Source organism: Shewanella sp. SW1 (assembly GCF_025653545.1).
In the GTDB taxonomy this organism is placed as follows: Bacteria; Pseudomonadota; Gammaproteobacteria; order Enterobacterales; family Shewanellaceae; genus Shewanella; species Shewanella oncorhynchi.
On record NZ_JAKKSG010000013.1, the window covers coordinates 119,965 to 136,906 of the forward strand.

General features: G+C 45.0%; 16 protein-coding genes and 1 pseudogene. 9 read left to right on the forward strand and 8 right to left on the reverse strand.

Features of this window, described 5'->3' with window-relative positions; genetic code table 11:
* Nucleotides 1-4: 4 nt before the first annotated feature.
* The 3 genes from L5M71_RS13200 to L5M71_RS13210 all read left to right on the forward strand — a co-directional run bounded on the left by L5M71_RS13200 (nt 5) and on the right by L5M71_RS13210 (nt 4,337).
* Entirely contained in the window at nt 5-1,054 is a 1,050-nt protein-coding gene (locus L5M71_RS13200) for a bifunctional helix-turn-helix transcriptional regulator/GNAT family N-acetyltransferase (protein ID WP_263208234.1), read from the forward strand.
* 239 nt (nt 1,055-1,293) lie between these two features.
* Entirely contained in the window at nt 1,294-3,756 is a 2,463-nt protein-coding gene (locus L5M71_RS13205; RefSeq protein ID WP_263208236.1) for an ankyrin repeat domain-containing protein, read from the forward strand.
* A 161-nt stretch (nt 3,757-3,917) separates the two neighbouring features.
* Complete coding sequence (locus L5M71_RS13210; protein ID WP_263145267.1) at nt 3,918-4,337, forward strand: hypothetical protein; 420 nt, start codon at nt 3,918-3,920, stop codon at nt 4,335-4,337.
* A 140-nt stretch (nt 4,338-4,477) separates the two neighbouring features.
* Here the strand turns inward: L5M71_RS13210 and L5M71_RS13215 are convergent, their stop codons facing one another.
* Together L5M71_RS13215 and L5M71_RS13220 are read right to left on the reverse strand one after the other, a co-directional pair.
* On the reverse strand, nt 4,478-5,683 hold the full coding sequence (locus L5M71_RS13215; protein WP_263208239.1) for a serine hydrolase domain-containing protein: 1,206 nt from the start codon (nt 5,681-5,683) through the stop codon (nt 4,478-4,480).
* Nucleotides 5,684-5,934: 251 nt separating this feature from the next.
* Entirely contained in the window at nt 5,935-6,252 is a 318-nt protein-coding gene (locus tag L5M71_RS13220) for a hypothetical protein (protein ID WP_263208241.1), read from the reverse strand.
* Nucleotides 6,253-6,419: 167 nt separating this feature from the next.
* Between L5M71_RS13220 and L5M71_RS13225 the strand changes: the two genes are divergently transcribed.
* The 3 genes and pseudogenes from L5M71_RS13225 to L5M71_RS13235 all read left to right on the forward strand — a co-directional run bounded on the left by L5M71_RS13225 (nt 6,420) and on the right by L5M71_RS13235 (nt 7,710).
* Nucleotides 6,420-6,554, forward strand: a complete 135-nt coding sequence (locus L5M71_RS13225; RefSeq protein WP_263208243.1) for an ankyrin repeat domain-containing protein — start codon at nt 6,420-6,422, stop codon at nt 6,552-6,554.
* A 15-nt stretch (nt 6,555-6,569) separates the two neighbouring features.
* A pseudogene (locus L5M71_RS13230) lies at nt 6,570-6,737 on the forward strand (ankyrin repeat domain-containing protein); the annotation flags it as partial.
* Nucleotides 6,738-7,317: 580 nt separating this feature from the next.
* On the forward strand, nt 7,318-7,710 hold the full coding sequence (locus L5M71_RS13235) for a hypothetical protein (protein ID WP_107403856.1): 393 nt from the start codon (nt 7,318-7,320) through the stop codon (nt 7,708-7,710).
* A 99-nt stretch (nt 7,711-7,809) separates the two neighbouring features.
* Here L5M71_RS13235 and nqrF read toward each other — a convergent pair whose 3' ends face one another.
* The 6 genes from nqrF to L5M71_RS13265 form a co-directional block, all read right to left on the reverse strand.
* Nucleotides 7,810-9,027, reverse strand: coding sequence for an NADH:ubiquinone reductase (Na(+)-transporting) subunit F (gene nqrF, locus L5M71_RS13240; RefSeq protein WP_105250115.1), 1,218 nt, complete (start codon nt 9,025-9,027; stop codon nt 7,810-7,812).
* Nucleotides 9,028-9,104: 77 nt separating this feature from the next.
* Nucleotides 9,105-9,713 carry an NADH:ubiquinone reductase (Na(+)-transporting) subunit E gene (nqrE, locus tag L5M71_RS13245; RefSeq protein ID WP_105250116.1) on the reverse strand — a complete coding sequence of 203 codons (609 nt, stop codon included), beginning with the start codon at nt 9,711-9,713 and terminating at the stop codon, nt 9,105-9,107.
* A gap of 9 nt (nt 9,714-9,722) precedes the next feature.
* Nucleotides 9,723-10,343, reverse strand: coding sequence for an NADH:ubiquinone reductase (Na(+)-transporting) subunit D (locus tag L5M71_RS13250; RefSeq protein ID WP_028761892.1), 621 nt, complete (start codon nt 10,341-10,343; stop codon nt 9,723-9,725).
* Nucleotides 10,340-11,146: a Na(+)-translocating NADH-quinone reductase subunit C gene (locus L5M71_RS13255; RefSeq protein WP_131523704.1), complete on the reverse strand. Its 807-nt coding sequence runs from the start codon at nt 11,144-11,146 to the stop codon at nt 10,340-10,342. The genes L5M71_RS13250 and L5M71_RS13255 overlap by 4 nt, the downstream gene beginning before the upstream one ends.
* The gene (locus L5M71_RS13260; protein WP_028759366.1) at nt 11,136-12,368 is read right to left on the reverse strand and encodes an NADH:ubiquinone reductase (Na(+)-transporting) subunit B; all 1,233 of its coding nucleotides are present in this window, start codon (nt 12,366-12,368) and stop codon (nt 11,136-11,138) included. The genes L5M71_RS13255 and L5M71_RS13260 overlap by 11 nt, the downstream gene beginning before the upstream one ends.
* A complete protein-coding gene (locus L5M71_RS13265; RefSeq protein WP_105250119.1) occupies nt 12,368-13,741 on the reverse strand; it encodes a Na(+)-translocating NADH-quinone reductase subunit A in 1,374 nt (457 codons plus the stop codon). The genes L5M71_RS13260 and L5M71_RS13265 overlap by 1 nt, the downstream gene beginning before the upstream one ends.
* Nucleotides 13,742-14,195: 454 nt before the next feature.
* Here L5M71_RS13265 and L5M71_RS13270 point away from each other — a divergent pair, with 454 nt between their 5' ends.
* The 3 genes from L5M71_RS13270 (at nt 14,196) to L5M71_RS13280 (ending at nt 16,844) form a co-directional block, all read left to right on the forward strand.
* Entirely contained in the window at nt 14,196-15,236 is a 1,041-nt protein-coding gene (locus tag L5M71_RS13270; protein ID WP_263208247.1) for an NADP(H)-dependent aldo-keto reductase, read from the forward strand.
* A 354-nt stretch (nt 15,237-15,590) separates the two neighbouring features.
* On the forward strand, nt 15,591-16,364 hold the full coding sequence (gene ompV / locus L5M71_RS13275; RefSeq protein ID WP_131523706.1) for an outer membrane protein OmpV: 774 nt from the start codon (nt 15,591-15,593) through the stop codon (nt 16,362-16,364).
* A gap of 21 nt (nt 16,365-16,385) precedes the next feature.
* Entirely contained in the window at nt 16,386-16,844 is a 459-nt protein-coding gene (locus tag L5M71_RS13280) for a CC0125/CC1285 family lipoprotein (protein WP_028761861.1), read from the forward strand.
* Nucleotides 16,845-16,942: the final 98 nt, after the last annotated feature.

The following is a 16,942-nucleotide window of genomic DNA, read 5'->3' on the forward strand; positions in this document are numbered from 1 at the left end:
TAATATGTTGCAAGAGGAATTAAAGCCCGCTAACTTAGTTGTGACATGCAACCAAACCTATTCGACTATGGCTCAAACAGACGCACCATTGGCTCAAGATCCCGCGAAGCCTGTGACTCAAACTAAGCAAACGACTGAGTCAGGCTCATCCGCCCAACTCAGGCATTTGTCTCGCTATCTGGTGAGAAATTTAGGCATGCTCAACGCCGCCTTTGGGGATTTACCCCTTTCGCCCGTGCAAGCCCATGCTCTGTTTGAGATAGGCAAGCAGCCCCTGACCATCAAAGAGCTTGCAAGCAAACTCAGCATAGATAAGTCCAATGCGAGCCGCGCTATCAAGCATTTGATCGATAAACATCTTGCCCAGAGTCAGGTGCACCCACGGGACAGTCGCTGCTTAGTTGTGCAACTGACACCTGCGGGTAAGAAATTACTCGTTAAATTGGATACTCAGCAGAATCAATTATTCCAAGGGATCTTAGCCCAACTGACTCCATTGCAAACTTCACAAATCGAAGAGGCCCTCGTGTTATATAACCAAGCCGTACATAACGCCAAGCAGCAAAGTGGTTGCCACATTCGCCAAGCCACAGCCCAAGATGATGCCGCGATTGCCAAAGTCATCCGCGATGTCTCGGCTGAATACGGCTTAACCGCGGATAAAGGTTATAGCGTGGCCGACCCGACCTTAGATTGCCTCAGCCAGATTTACTCCCAAGCGGGCGCCAACTATTGGATTATTGAATTAGAGGGGCGCATTCTAGGCGGCGCCGGTATTGCGCCTTTAGCTAGCAATGAGGGTGTTTGTGAACTACAGAAAATGTACTTTATGCCTGAAATCCGCGGCAAAGGGCTCGCAACACGCGTAGCACTAATTGCACTCGATTTCGCCCGCGAAACGGGTTATCAAAGCTGCTATTTAGAAACCACAGCCGCGTTAAATGAAGCAGTAAAACTCTATGAGAAATTGGGCTTTGTGCATCTGTCGGCTCCCCTAGGGAACACAGGCCACGACGCCTGCGAAATGCCTATGCTGCTAGAACTTAATCAATAGAATACACAGCAAAATTTAAACAGAAGTCACAATGCCAAACAGCCATGATTAAGCATGTTTGGCATTATCAATTTGTATCAGCAAATGTTATTCAGCAAGATGATTTAAATTATCAGTCTTAGGGCATAGTTTTTCTTAACTTAATTGCATTAAAATATGGCAATTTTACCTCGCTCAATTTTTAATAAATTGAAAGGTGTTTGATACCATTTTGTTAACGGCATTAAATAGGGAACATTATGCTCAGTTGGATTTTTAGTGATAAGAAACTCACACTTCGGGAAATATGCCTAGATAACACGCTTTCGACCTCGGCTAAAATAAAGAAAGTTGATCAATTTCTTGCCGATAGTGGAGATCTCAACTTTATTGATCTCAATGTTTCGCCCTGCAATATATTAGTTCCACTATCTTGCAGTCCTCAGTCCGATTTAATGCTTATAAAATACTTGCTCAGCAAAGGCGCTAAAATCGAATGTAATGGTTTCAGTGCATTGCATTCGGCTATTGAATATAACAACTCAGAACTCGTTACCCTATACCTAGACTCTAGTGCCAATCTTTACTTTCAAAATCAATATAACAATTGCTGGCTCAACTATCTATTTCATCCTAATCCGCAATATATCTATCAACACCATCAACGTAGAGATATGATCGATCTTCTACTTGCAGCTAACTTAGATATCAATAAACCGGTGAGTTTCTGGACCAATGGTGAATTAAATCACCCACTAGAAATATTATATGATGAACGCAATAAAGATCTGTTCCTGCATATCATTAATAAAGATATCCCATTAGATATTGGCAAATTAAGCCTAATTGAAAACATTATTTCTTCGAGCGAATTTTGGGGAGTAGAAACATTTTCTCCCTTGGTTAAACGCTTCCCTGCATTTAAAAAGTCACGCTATATTATGGCCAACGATAGCAGCTTCTGGGATGATGCCAATTTACTCGAACTATGCGTTTACGCTAAAGCGCAAGACTACACTGAATACCTGTTAGACCATTATCCGCAGCTCAAAGCCGATTCTCACGCCAAAAGTTTGGTCTATGCGGCATTGACCTCAGAATTTGACCTTAGGATTATCGAAAAACTGATTAAGGCCACCGTCGATATCAATCGCATCTATAGGATGACACCGCCTGATGCCGACCATTCACCCTTGCTCAACCAATATATTAATAATGCCCAATTTACCGATCCGAATAAACGGAGTTACATCTACCAAGCCCTTGAACTGTTGCTCAAATATGGCGCTAATCCAAATGCCGAATTTGTCAATACGGGTAAATCCTATGAGATGTTAGTCTGGTCGAATTTACGACTATTGGTTTATCCAATGGTCGAAAAGAAAACCTTTCTGCCCGAGTTTTTCGATCTGTTCCTGCAATATGATATGGATATCAATAAAAAATTTGGTGCGGTGGATGAACCGACCTTACTGACTATCTGCCAGCGTGGTTCAGGGAAAGAAGATCAAGCAACGCTTATCCAAGTGATGGAATATCTGCTCACCAAGGGGCTGGATTTAAGCCTCACCAATATCTATAACACTAACTATGTGTCTGCGGCGGCCATCTCCTGTCGAAGCCAACTACTTGAATGGCTCATTCACCAAGGCGGGGATATTTTTACCCATTGTGGCCACGATAATTCGCCCATTCTACACAAGGCGATTTCGACCTACTGGTGGGATGAAATTACCGGCCCTATGCGGCGAAAAACCGTAGAACTCTTACTGCGCCATGGAGCAAAGTTAGAAGAATTCTCGGTGGATGAGCAATTTACGCCATTAATGTGCTCCAGTTACTACGGCGCGCAGTCCTGCGTAGAGGCGCTACTCGAACATGGCGCCAACCCCAATGCCATCAATGGTGAAGACACCACTCCTGCCCTTTGCGCTGTGATAGGCGGCAGTTCAATCGAGTTCCCCCGCTTTGAATCAACGGCAGTGCGGATCTTAAGACTTTTGCAGCAATATGGCGCCGACTTAACCGTGACCAATAGCTTAGGCAATAGCCCGCTAATAGCGGCTATTGAGCAAGAATATAAAGAGATTTTCGAAGCGCTGCTGCAAATAGCCTCCTACAGTGAAACTCAGCTTGAGCAAGCACTCAGCAAAGCCCTGCCGCAAAGCTATTTCCAGCGCCGCCTGCTACAAACACTGGGGCGCGAGATACCGCCAGCCCCCACAACCATAGCCCACAATCGCGCAATACCAGCAACAGCTTCGAGCAATGCCGATCCTATGACGGCCAATCCGCAAGCATCTGAGGGGAATGTGACACCTGCGCCCGTCAAGCAAACCAAATTAGAGGTGAGTAATGCGGCGGCAAATCGAGATCAAATCCCAACGCTATTCGATCTCAAAACCAAAGTGCAGAGCTTTTTTAAACTGATCGCCACCGATCCGACGATCACAGTTGAACAACTCAATTCGGTGAGAGTCCTTATTGATCAATTGATAGAAAAGCTCGACAACTTTAGCTTTTTCCGCAATCAAGCGACAAAGGCCGAATTTGAGGAAGGTGTTCAGGAATATATCGATGAAACCGTCGAAGAAATTAACAGAATTATCGAGGATGATTATCCAGCGCTTACCGAAGCCTTAGTCGATTCAGTTTGGACGATTTTGCAGTACTTTAGGGTTGATATTGATATCGAGACCGCACTTAGAAAGCGCTTTTGGTAACTGTAAGTCACAGATTAACGTCTCTTTGTTAGGAACGTTAATCATTAAAATAGAGTTTGAATTCTCTGTTAGCTAACAAACTTACACCCTTAACTAAAGAAAATGGCTCTTTAAAAGACACCAGTGCCGATAAAATCTATTCAATGAGGAGATTCAACCATATGAAACATCAAGTACTATTTGGTATAAAATCAACAAGTAAAGATGAAAAAACAATTCATAATAAACTCAAAGAATTTCTAGCATTAATAGATAGAAAAACATCTACAGCTAAGAACCCTACTATGCTTGAGAGTTTTTTACCATTCAGGATAAAACATTACCATTGGAATCTAAATAAAGAGACAGGCACATTCATTAAATTATTTCCCAATGTAGATCTTGATGCAAATACTTTCGCACCATCAAAACCAGAATGCAGCTGGTTATTGAGTATCATTTTCCACCAAGATTTTCCTGGATACGAAAGAATTAAATCCGAAGATTATATAATTAGCTTGTTAGACTCATTGAACTATGAATATGAAATGATATATGAAACAGATAGTCGTGATTCAATTAAATATGGCGACATTAAGTAGTAAAAGACTATATTTATTCCCTTAACGCGGGAGATAGTAGCCATTATCTCCCGCAGAAACTATATCTTAGAAATCTTTTAAGTACTAAAGTACCATGCTTAATATCAGCATAAGGGCACTTATGTCAGTAGTCAGTTTACTCAAATCACTGGTGCAAGTGATGTTTTAACAAGCAGTAACTGGCTACGAATGATTTGACGTATCTGATTATGCAGTTCAAATACTCGAGCGCGATCATTAAGATTTAGCGATAGATTTTCCAGCATCACCAGATCCAAATTAAATTCAGGATAATGAAGTGTCATCGACATATAGCCAGATAAATAGCCCGTATGACTGTATTCGACGAGACCATCGTCCTTATTGATCCTCACCCCATAGCCATAGCGCATATTCGGCCATAAGAATTGGATCTCGGTATACGCCGTTGTCATCCGTTGATAACTCTCTGCGCTCATCAACTTGCCAGAATGTAATAGATGCTGAAAGGCGGCATAAGCTGGCGCTGAGGCAATTAATCCCCCAGCAGGCAACAAAGCTTCATCAAGCACTAAATCAGAGAGGGCAATCACCTCGCTTTCCTGTAAACCTACGGCGAGTGAAGGCACTTTGGCGTGAATCGCCTCAATACTGCCAAGCTCAGCACTCAAGCCATTAAGCTGGTATCGCGTTGCAAACTGCGCCACTTGCTCGGCAAAGGATAGATGATTGACCTTCTCAAGCACTTGCCCAAGCAGTGAATAACCAAAGTTGGAGTATTCAAATTGGCTACCCGGCTCGAATCGATTGGCCTTACCCAGTTTATCGACACCCGATGTATGAGTTAGCAGTTGGTGCAGCGTAATCCGCGCATCATATCGACTGGTATTCAATGCATCCGCACTTGGATTTACACCTGCATCCATGCCTTTTAGCGCCTTATTATTCCCTTCAGCATCACCAAAAAGATAATGATTAAGCGAACGGTTTACCTCGAGTTTCCCCGCATCGACCGCCTGCAATATCAAGGTTGCAGTGATTTGTTTAGAGAGCGATGCCATCACAAAACGCGAATCTTGACTAATACCTTCGCCCTTTTGCAGTTCAAACTGCGGCTTGCCCTGCTCAAGCAGGATAACACTGCCACTAAATGGCTGCGGCGAATCCTTTATTGCGGTTTGGGTTAAGGTCTTAATCTCCGCCACCTTCGATACTGAAGATGCGGTTTGGCTTTCAACGGCAATCGAGTTACTGCCTTGCCCGATTTGCTCTTGTTCAGCACCTGTTTCTAATAAGAGACCAAAACTATTGGCACTTGGGAATAATAAAAAACCAGTCAACAGGGTACTGATAACACTCAAACGCATGGGTTATCCTTAACGTAATTAACAAATAATGCTGCCTGCTAGAAAAAACAAGCTTATCACAAGCTCTTTTTATGGATAATACAATTTAATCTTTACAATTGAATTATAAAGGAAATATTCCATATAAAAATAACACAACAAAGTGATACCTAGGGCGACGAAGCTAATCCGAGCAGTATAAACCAAGTGGCAGTCTGCCCCAGTTTGTAGACTGAATATCTCAAGTTGCAGCTAATACACATTCAAAATGGCTATAAAACGACAATAGTAATAATTATCGCACCTAACATATATAAGCCTGCAGAAAGTGATATCGATTTTAGTGGGCTAAACTCCTCAACTTCCAACGTCTGTATATCTTCAATTTTGACTAGTTGCCCTTCTCCCTCGATATGCTGTTCCGTTGCACTTTCGACTTGAAATTCCATTTGTTCGCCAGAGATTGTGGTGACTTTGACCTTTTCACCTATGTAGCTGGATATCGACTGAGAGTCCAATTTAACTTCATTGAGTGAAGAGCATGCGCTGAGGGAGAAACAGATAAGTGATACTACTGCTAACTTTTTCAAACAAGCCTCCTAATCCCACAACTATTACATCCATGATAAGTTATACCTCTAGACATAAGCATTTAGGTATAAGCTACTCAGCTTACGGAGTTTCGCCCACAAGTTAAAGAAACCTAGGCTAAATCCACTTAAATTAAATCCTTTGGATGAGGTTAAATAGCGATCAAATGAGCACTGAACTCATCGATGCGGTTAAAGCCAAAGATACGCTTGCTGTTAAGCGCATTATTGCCAATGGCGCGGATCTTGAAGACGTGGACGAAAATGCGATGACGGCACTCTTGCATGCCTGTGAGTTGTAGTCTTTTGAACTTCTCAAATTATTGGTGGATGCGGGGGCCAATGTGAATCATCCAAACTCGCAGGGGTATCATCCGCTCGATATTGCTTACTGGCAGGGTGAGTTTCGCATGGGATGCTATACCGCTGAGAGTGAGCGCATGGTGAGTTATTTAACGCGCCATGGTGGTAAATCCTTTAGCTAGGTTAGGTACTAAATTGAAAAGTTCGAAAAGATGGGACATGCATAACTCTTTGGGATTAACTGCCAACATCCAGACCGCAGAAGCTCACCTTCCCCTGCGAAGTTGCTGAAGGGCGTTGAAGAAAATCGCGTGACGCAGACAGGACGTCTGCGTAGCTTTCGGGGGGAAGGGACACCCCATCGGAAGCGTTAGCGATTTTTGAATAAGCACGAAGCCACTAATCAATGCATGTAACTTCGCTAGGGACGCCGGGGGATTTCCAAAAGGGGACAGGCGCTTTTCCCCTTTTGGTCGGGTGTGGAGTGAAGCCCCACGACCTTGATTCACCTCGGCCGAAAGGCCGCAATCGAAAGATGGGACACAACGGTCAGGGTCAAACGTCTGATGCGATAGCATAAGTACGCTTTATGCCCAAGGCGCTTTCAACTCCGTTAGGGGCGTCTTGGCTGATATGAAGGTACCTATCCTTAAAGCAACCTCAATTACTATTCGCTTGAACGTAAGCCGAAAGCCGATTATGTTGTTGATTTTAAATGACTGGTAAAATTGTCGATTTGATTATCTGTTCTAAGGAGAGAGCATGTTTTTTACATTACTGTTTATTACATTTGCACTATCTATAACCGTTTCATTTCTAGTTGTTTCGATTTTCAAAAAACCACTGGGAGAAATATTTTCTCGAATAATTCAAGATTCAATCAGTGCCGCCTGGCAAAAATATATTATTTTTGCCACATACGTTGTAGGCATTTCTGGTGGGGTTAGAATTTATGATTTAGAGCGCTACATTACCGCTAGACATAAAGATGTTGAAATTCTACAGCTAACTCTAGAACGTTGGACTATTGAGATCTATCGGACAATTATTGAAACTTTGCAAAGTATCGCATGGATGTATCTTATCGTATTTATATTTGCCCTTATCGCATATGTCATTGTTAGAGGCTTTGAACTTAAAAACGCTAACAAGTAATAAACAAAACTCGCGTTAAGTTGCCTTAACGCGAGTTTTTAGTTTCAAGCTTTAACCGCTAATTGAAGCTCTGATTAAGTTCTAGCTTAAGTTTAACGGCTAATCACCAAAGTCATCGAGTAGGATGTTTTCTGGTTCAACGCCTAGACTTTCAAGCATCTTAATCACTGAAGAGTTCATGATTGGAGGACCACACATGTAGTACTCGCAGTCTTCTGGTGCCTTATGATTTTTAAGATAATTCTCATAAATCACATTATGAATAAAGCCAGTGTAGCCAGTCCAATTATCCTCAGGCAATGGCTCAGATAACGCCACATGCCAGACGAAGTTGTCATTCTCGGCTGCTAGGGCATCGAAATCCGCTTGGTAAAACACTTCACGGGTCGAACGAGCACCGTACCAGAAGCTCATTTTACGTGTGGTTTTCTTACTCTTAAGCTGATCGAAAATGTGTGAACGCATTGGTGCCATGCCCGCACCGCCGCCGATGAACACCATTTCCGCATCAGTTTCCTTCACAAAGAACTCACCGAATGGCCCAGAAATCGTCACTGTATCGCCCGCTTTCAGATTGAAGATGTAAGATGACATCTTGCCCGCTGGCACATTGGCCGATGGCGGCGTCGCAATCCGCACGTTCAGCATAATGCGGCCCTTTTCATCGGGATAGTTGGCCATAGAGTAAGCGCGCAACACTTCTTCATTAACGGTAGAGACAATGTCAAACAGACCGTATTTGTCCCAATCGCCACGGTATTTTTCAGGAATATCAAAGTCAGCGTATTTCACCACATGGGCTGGCGCTTCAATTTGAATATAACCCCCTGCTTTAAAGCGAACATCTTCACCTTCGGGTAACTCAAGCAATAACTCCTTGATAAAAGTCGCCTTGTTATCATTAGAGATCACCTGACATTGCCACTTCTTCACCCCAAATATTTCTTCGTCGAGCTCAAGTTCCATATCGGTTTTCACTGAGACTTGGCAGGCGAGACGACAACCTTCTTTAGCCTCTTTCTTAGTGATATGGCCCATTTCAGTCGGCAGAATATCACCGCCGCCCGATTTGATTTTCACTCGGCACTGACCACAGGTTCCGCCGCCACCACAGGCAGACGGAATAAAAATACTCTGACTAGCCAAAGCGCCGAGTAACTTGTCACCCGCGGCAACTTGAATGCTTTTTTCGGCATCTTCGTTGATGCTGATTGTCACTTCACCCGTAGCCACTAATTTCTTTTTGGCGATTAGAATCACTATCACCAATAGACAGACCACTAGCGTGAACATGCCTATGCCAATTGCCATTTCCATCGTATTACCCTTTTCTAGCTCTTTTCTAAAAAGAATCTGGTTTCACTTTCTCAATTCTTGGCTCGCCTACTGTAGCTTTACAGCGAGATCCCTGAGAAAGACATAAAGCCCAGCGCCATCAAGCCTGTAGTAATAAAGGTGATACCAATACCTTGTAAGCCTTCGGGAATCGCGTTGAATTTCATTCTTTCGCGCAGTCCCGCCAGCAGTACAATCGCCACCGCCCAACCAAGACCCGAGCCCATCGCAAACACCACTGACTCACCGAAGTTGTAATCACGGTTCGCCATAAAGATCACCCCGGCAAAAATCGCGCAGTTCACTGTGAGCAAAGGTAAAAAGATCCCAAGGGAGTCATACAGGCTAGGAATGTACTTATCCAAAAACATTTCAAGGATTTGCACTAATGCCGCAATCACACCAATGAAAGTGATCAGTTGCAGGTAACTTAAATCGATACCGGGTAATCCCGCCCAAGACAGTGCGCCAGGTGCGAGCACTTTGACGTAAATCAGTTGGTTTAACGGCACGGCTAAGGTCATCACCACAATCACAGCGACACCTAGACCAAAGGCGGTTGACACCTTTTTAGACACGGCCAAGAAAGTACACATGCCCAAGAAGAACGACAGCGCCATGTTGTCGATAAAAGTGGCCTGCAAAAATAGATTTATATAGTGTTCCATATCTGCTCCTTAACCCCGTTTCCGCTGGATCACATTGATAGTCCAGATCAACACACCAATCAGGAAGAAGGCGCTCGGTGGTAACTTGAACATCTCGTTTGGCAAGTACCAGCCGCCATTTTCGATGGTGGTGAACACAGGGTGACCGAATAAATTACCCGTCCCTAACAGCTCGCGTACAAAGGCGACGCTGATCAAAATCAAGCCATAACCTGTCGCATTACCAAGCGCATCGACGACCGCTAAATGCGGTGGATACTTCATGGCGAAGGCTTCTGCGCGGCCCATGATGATACAGTTAGTGATAATTAACCCAACGAATACAGAAAGTTGCTTAGATAACTCATAGGCTACATCCTGCAGAACCATGTCGACGATAATCACCAAGGAGGCGATAACCGTCATCTGCGCGATAATCCGCACACTGGTCGGGATAAAGTTACGGATGGCAGAGATAATCAGGTTAGAAAACACCAACACAAAGGTCACTGCCAGTGTCATCACCACAGCGGTTTGCATTGAGTTACTGACCGCCAGTGCCGAACATACGCCCAGCACTTGCATTGCGACGGGGTTATTGGCAAACACTGGCCCCGTTAACATGTCACGCATGGATAAAGTGTTGCTCATTTTGCCTCTCCCAACTCACCTTGCAATTCACCCTGCGCTGCCGACGCTTTCAGCTGGTTGAAGAAGGTTTGAAAACCTTCAACGCCAAACCAAAACTCCATTGCGCGCTGCACGCCGCGGCCCGTCATGGTCGCGCCACTTACCGCATCCACACCGTGAAGATCGCCTTCTTTAACGCCACCCTTTACAAGACGTATCGCAAATTTGCCTTTTTCATCAAATAATTGCTTACCCTTCCACAACGATAACCAATGGGGATCGGTCACAAAGTCGCCGATACCAGGGGTTTCACCATGTTCGTACACGACTAGCCCTTTAATGGTGTTGAAATCGGGTTCAACCGCCACATAACCGTAGATCATCGACCACAGACCTTTACCGTAGAAAGGCACAACCACGCTGTCTAACTTGCCGTTGGCATCGAGCACTTTAAACACGCGGGCATCGTTCGCACGGGTTTTAATCTTGGCAATATCTTTTTTCGGCGCACTTGAAGTCTCAGGATTAATTGCCGCCATACGCTCATCGAAATCGAGGACGTTAGCGTCTGAGTCCACCTTGCCTGTGTCTAGGTTGATCAATAATGGCTTAACAGATTTAGCAAAAATCTCTCTAAACTCATTGCCCTGACCTAAGTTCACATCGGCGGCCATCAACACATAGCGCTGCACTTCGTCACGTTTTTTGGCGACTTTACGTTCTTTCAATATGCCTGCTGTGCCTGTGATCATAAAAGAGCACAGGAGGCAGAGCGTGATGGTGAAGATCATGGTCCCCACCACAGTATCTTTCTTAAATACCATGACGTTTTAATCTCCGTTTGATGTTGGCGCGGGCCACCAGATAATCGAACAGCGGCGCCCAAAGGTTGGCGAACAGAATGGCTAACATCACGCCCTCAGGCATTTTGGGGTTAGCAACACGGATAAGCACAGTCATAAAACCAATCAAAGCACCGTAGGCAAACTTGCCTTGACGAGTGTACGAAGTGGTCACAGGATCGGTGGCCATAAACATCATTGCTAGCGCAAAACCGCCAGTGACAAGATGCCAAGTCCACGGCATTGCCATCATTTGATTGCTGCTAGAACCGATGTAATTACACAGCGTTGCTGTCGCTATCATGCCCAGCAACACACCGAGCACAATGCGCCAATCCGCTAAGCGGCTGATCAGCAATAATGAACCGCCGATCAAAATCGCTAAGGTGCTGGTTTCGCCAATCGCGCCCACGGTAAAGCCAAAAAAGTTGTTCCACCAGTTAGGATCGCTAAAGGCGCTAAACCAAGAGTAATCGGCAAAACTCAACTTGCCCGCTGCAGTTTGTGCCAGCGCTGTTGCACCAGAGAAACCATCAACGGCAACGAGCTGTTTAATGGTTGAAACTTCAGATGGATAGGCGAAGTAGATAAAAGCCAAGCCCGCCAACGCAGGGTTAAGGAAGTTATATCCCATGCCGCCAAACAGCTCTTTAGCCACAACCACACCAAAGGAAATCCCCATGGCCACCAGCCACAACGGTGTCGATACTGGCAAGATTAAGGTAAACAGCAGGGCCGTCACGAAGAAGCCTTCGTGCAACTCTTGACCACGAACCCGCGCAAACACCACTTCCCAAAACAAACTGGTGAGTAGTGCTGTCAGGTAAATCGGCAGATAAAAACTAAGACCATAGAGGAATAAACCTAATATCCCAGTGTCTTGGCTAAGGCTGCCAAACAGGGTATTAAAGATTTCTAACTTCCAAATATCTGGGGTCGATAATCCTCCCGCGAGCGCAAGCTGTGCCTGTAGGCCAATGTTATATAGACCGAATAAAATGGCGGGCAGTAAACACAAACCGACTAGCGTCATGGTACGTTTCACGTCAATCGCGTCACGCACATGCACTTGGCCCTTAGTGCTACGACCGTTGGCAATGACGAGTGAGCGCAAAAAGCCCTTCATCGACTTACCCGTTGCGTAGTACTCTTGCTGTAAATCAGAGGCGTCCTGTAAATCAGGTTTTTTCACTTGTTTGGTCATTAACCTTCCCTCTCAATAACATCTAGACAGGCACGTAATTCTTTACCAAAGTCATATTTGCCGGGACATACGAAGGTACACAGCGCCAGATCTTCTTCATCTAACTCCAATGCACCTAAGGCTTGCGCCTCGTCGGTATCACGCACCACTAAGTCTCGAACAAGCAAGGTGGGTAAAATATCCAGTGGCATCACGCGATCTAACTGACCAAAAGCCATCATGGCGCGAGCTGAACCGCCCTGATGAGTCGTAAACTCGAACAATTTAGTCGCACCAAACAGACGTGATGTTACAGCACGAGTGATGGAGAATTTGTCAGAACCACCGCGCACCCAAGGGAGAACATGGTGCTGCGAATCTTCGCTCAACACTGATACTTGGTTGTGGAATCGGCCTAAAAAGTCATGTACGCCCGCCGCGGTATGGCCAGATAACACAGATCCCGATACCACGCGGTTATGGCCAGGTTTGATTTCATCACTCACTAAGGCACTTAGCTCAGCGCCCAATTGAGTGCGCAGTAAACGCGGGTTCAGCACGCTCGGGCCACCTAAGGCGACGATGCGGTCGGTATACAACTCACCGGTTTGGAATAACTTGCCGTAGGCAATCACATCTTGATAACCGATATGCCATACCTGACGCTCTAAACTCACTGGCAAAGTAAAGTGAATATGAGTGCCTACTAAACCCGCAGGATGAACACCATCAAAGCGGCGCACCTCAAGTTGTGGTAATGCTTCTTTAACAATCGCTTCGCCCTTATCCTGGCACAGGTAAACCTTGCCTTCGGTTAAACGGCTCAACACCAGCAAGCCAGCTTTAAAAGCCTCAGTTTGCTCGGCGATAATCAAACGGGGATCGGCGGCCAGTGGATTAGTATCAATTGCGGTAACAAAAATCCCTGCGGGCGTGCTATCGAGCGCAGGCACGCGCGAGAAAGGCCGAGTACGCAGGGCAGTCCATAGACCACTCTTCACCAACTGGTCTTGAACGGTTGGTCGAGGGAGAGCGGCAATGTCTTGATGGATATCGAAAGAAATCTGCCCATCGCGGTTTTCACCGTCATCACAACGAATGACGACTGATTGTAGAATTCGACGCTCGCCGCGGTTAATCGCTACGACTTGGCCACTAGCGGGTGCAGTGAACAACACACCAGGCGTTTTTTTATCTTCAAATAGAGCTTGGCCCTTTTGAACAAAATCACCCTCTTCGACCAACATCGTCGGCTTAAGCCCAACGAACTCTTCTCCCAGAACAGCCACTTGGGATGGCTTAGCACCGAGTTCAATGACCTGTCGCGGCTCACCAACAATCGGCAAGTCGAGGCCTTTTTTGATCGTTACAATTTGGTTTGAAAAATCTGCCATCACAAATATCAACCATGAAAAATTTTTAGATAAATTTAGGGTAGAGATTTGTTAACGCAGATTCCGATATTGGCGTCACATTCCGCTGCAAATTCGTAAGTTAGATACGTAAATTTACGCAATTTTGTGACACAGATTCACATCTTTACTTACTGTAATCTGCAAATGTAGTTTTATAACAATTTATTCATAAATACGTCATTACTGATTTAGTAGTACCTAAGGTTTACAAAAATAAGCCAAAATCTCCATTTCAGTGCAGTAAAGCGCTAAAACCGTTAAAAGAGCAACTCAGCGAACAAACTTCAACCAATGGCATGCCTCAAAATGGGGCAGGATGGCTAAACTTGTTGGCTATTTTTAGCGCACTAACATTTCAACCTATGGTTTAACCTTTGCTTTACAGCAAAAGCTTGGTAGCCTCAAACTAAGAGAGTTTCCGTAGGAGAAATAGATGGAATACAGACGCATACCGCATTCTAATCTTGAGGTCAGTAAAATTTGTTTGGGCACTATGACTTGGGGCGAACAAAATACCCAAGCCGAAGCGTTTGCACAGCTGGACTACGCCATAGGCAATGGCATCAACTTTATCGATACGGCGGAAATGTATCCCGTACCACCTAAGCCGGAGACCCAAGGGGAAACCGAGCGTATCCTAGGGCAATATATTAAGGCCCGCGGTAACCGAGACGACTTAGTGATCGCCACTAAAATTGCCGCACCGGGGGGTAAAAGTGATTACATTCGCAAAAATATGGCGCTGGACTGGAACAACATCCACCAAGCGGTCGATGCATCTTTAGCACGCCTCCAAATAGACACTATCGACCTTTATCAAATCCATTGGCCTGACCGTAATACCAATTTCTTTGGTGAACTGTTTTACGATCAACAAGAGCATGAACATCAAACACCGATACTTGAAACCCTAGAAGCGCTCGCCGAAGTGATCCGCCAAGGTAAAGTGCGCTATATCGGGGTGTCGAACGAAACGCCTTGGGGCTTGATGAAGTACCTGCAACTCGCCGAAAAACATGGCTTGCCGCGTATTGTGAGTGTGCAAAATCCCTATAACTTGCTTAATCGCAGTTTCGAAGTCGGCATGAGCGAAATCAGTCACCGCGAAAACTTGCCATTACTGGCCTATTCGCCACTGGCCTTTGGCGCCTTGACGGGAAAATATTGCAACGACCAATGGCCTGAAGGCGCGCGCCTGACCTTGTTTAAGCGTTTCGCCCGCTATACAGGTTCGCAAATGGCTCTGGAGGCGACAAAAGCCTATGTCGATTTGGCCCGCGAGTTCAAACTCACGCCCGCACAAATGGCGTTAGCTTTTGTTAACTCACGTAAGTTTGTCGGCTCCAATATCATAGGCGCCACCGACTTATATCAACTGAAAGAAAACATCGACAGTTTAAAAGTCACCTTATCGCCAGAGCTATTAGTACTATTAAACCAACTGTCCGATCAATTTAGATTACCTTGTCCTTAGCCCCTAGGCTTAGTCGGCGAGTTGTTTGAATGACTGACCAATAGCATCGGGTCAAATCCCCCTGATGCTATTGATTTCAAATAGCTTTAGAGGCATAACTTTTTACCTTTATATCACCTCATCAATGCGCTCTCTCCTCCATTCAATCAAAAGCTACCTATTACCTAGTCTTCTTTATCTTATCCCTCCGGCTTAGCAAAAGGTCATCGTCTTCAGCTCCACGAGCTCACCAGCGCCAGGCTATGCGAGAAGGCTGCAATACATGGTCTAGGTTACATTCGGATACAGAGTCCTTTTAAGAAGTGAAATATAGTGGCATCACAGTCACTAGACAGATGTCTTAAGGATAAAAAAATGAAAAAACTTTGCTTTGTAATTACAAGTGTTTTGATGTCAAGCCACGCTCTTGCTGAAAGCAATACCTACATTCGTAACGGTAATATCTATAGTCATCAAGATCAGTTCTTTGCTGGCGCAGGTGTTGCTACTGGTAGTCAATTTTATAAGGGTCAAGATCACCAGACAGGTGCCTATCTCAATGGCGGCTACCACGGTGAAGACTTCAACGCCGATCTGTCCGGCATCAACTACCGCTTTTTAGGCACGAACGATAGTGCCGTTAATTTCAGTATCTTTGCCGTTGCCAATCCCGGCTTTGATGCCGATGATGCGGATATTTTAACGGGCATGAAGGATCGCAAATTCAGTGGTGATCTGGGTTTAAACGCCGACATTCATTTAGGAAATGGCACGCTATCAACCAAATTCCAACACGATGTCACCAATATTTATGATGGTTTTCAGGCTGATATCACCTATTACCATCCAATAAATGTAGGCTTCGGTGATCTGGTGCCTTATGCGGGTGTGCACTACTTCAGTAAAGACTTTGCAAACTACTACACTGGTGTGACGTCATCTGAAGCTACGGCGCAGCGCCCTGCCTATCAAGCCGACGGCACATTTGCCTATAAGCTAGGCTACGCTTTGGTTATTCCAGTCACTAAGCATTTAGATATTACTCAAGCCACAGGTTACTCGCACATAGGTGCCAACATGGCAAACTCTCCGCTAATAGACAGTAACAACCAGTGGGTTACTACCCTTGGCGTGAACTATAGCTTCTAAACAACCTGACGAGACAAGACCATGACACTTATCAGAAAAACGTTTTTATGTGCTGGATTAGCTCTGATGCTTTCAGCTTGTGCCACTTCCTACGATACCGAAAAGCAATTTTGGTCTTTCGGTAAAGGATTTGAAACCGCACAGATTGCACCCGATAGCTGGCAGATAAGCTTTGTTGGCAATACCAACACTGACCGCGCATTGGCCCGAAAGTACGTCATGCGTAAGTCAGCAGAGTTATGCAAACAAGCGGGTTATAACTACTTCACTTTTACTCACGAACAAACCGATCGTGATGCAATTGGCCAGTTTGGAGTAGGAGCGAGCGCGAGTAAGGATATCTTGTGGGGGAGTTCAACGATGAATCAAGAAACCTCTGTCATGGTCGAAGTCACAGGTTTACATAGCAAGCCAGAAAATGCGAGTTCCCGCATCTATGAAACAGATTACATACTTAACAATGTCAATGTGAAAAGTTAATTGCTCATCAAAAATGCACCAGTCTAGATTCTCGTTAGGTATCAAGGCTGGTGCGTTTTATTTATAAATTCCCCTGTTTTGCACCAATTCGTTAAGCA

Bases quoted from the DNA above. Each gene is read 5' to 3' on its own strand.
- L5M71_RS13200 (WP_263208234.1), top strand. From the start codon at position 5: ATGTTGCAAGAGGAATTAAAGCCCGCTAACTTAGTTGTGACATGCAAC.
- L5M71_RS13205 (WP_263208236.1), top strand. From the start codon at position 1,294: ATGCTCAGTTGGATTTTTAGTGATAAGAAACTCACACTTCGGGAAATA.
- L5M71_RS13210 (WP_263145267.1), top strand. From the start codon at position 3,918: ATGAAACATCAAGTACTATTTGGTATAAAATCAACAAGTAAAGATGAA.
- L5M71_RS13215 (WP_263208239.1), bottom strand. From the start codon at position 5,683: ATGCGTTTGAGTGTTATCAGTACCCTGTTGACTGGTTTTTTATTATTC.
- L5M71_RS13225 (WP_263208243.1), top strand. From the start codon at position 6,420: ATGAGCACTGAACTCATCGATGCGGTTAAAGCCAAAGATACGCTTGCT.
- L5M71_RS13235 (WP_107403856.1), top strand. From the start codon at position 7,318: ATGTTTTTTACATTACTGTTTATTACATTTGCACTATCTATAACCGTT.
- nqrF (WP_105250115.1), bottom strand. From the start codon at position 9,027: ATGGAAATGGCAATTGGCATAGGCATGTTCACGCTAGTGGTCTGTCTA.
- nqrE (WP_105250116.1), bottom strand. From the start codon at position 9,713: ATGGAACACTATATAAATCTATTTTTGCAGGCCACTTTTATCGACAAC.
- L5M71_RS13250 (WP_028761892.1), bottom strand. From the start codon at position 10,343: ATGAGCAACACTTTATCCATGCGTGACATGTTAACGGGGCCAGTGTTT.
- L5M71_RS13255 (WP_131523704.1), bottom strand. From the start codon at position 11,146: ATGGTATTTAAGAAAGATACTGTGGTGGGGACCATGATCTTCACCATC.
- L5M71_RS13260 (WP_028759366.1), bottom strand. From the start codon at position 12,368: ATGACCAAACAAGTGAAAAAACCTGATTTACAGGACGCCTCTGATTTA.
- L5M71_RS13265 (WP_105250119.1), bottom strand. From the start codon at position 13,741: ATGGCAGATTTTTCAAACCAAATTGTAACGATCAAAAAAGGCCTCGAC.
- L5M71_RS13270 (WP_263208247.1), top strand. From the start codon at position 14,196: ATGGAATACAGACGCATACCGCATTCTAATCTTGAGGTCAGTAAAATT.
- ompV (WP_131523706.1), top strand. From the start codon at position 15,591: ATGAAAAAACTTTGCTTTGTAATTACAAGTGTTTTGATGTCAAGCCAC.
- L5M71_RS13280 (WP_028761861.1), top strand. From the start codon at position 16,386: ATGACACTTATCAGAAAAACGTTTTTATGTGCTGGATTAGCTCTGATG.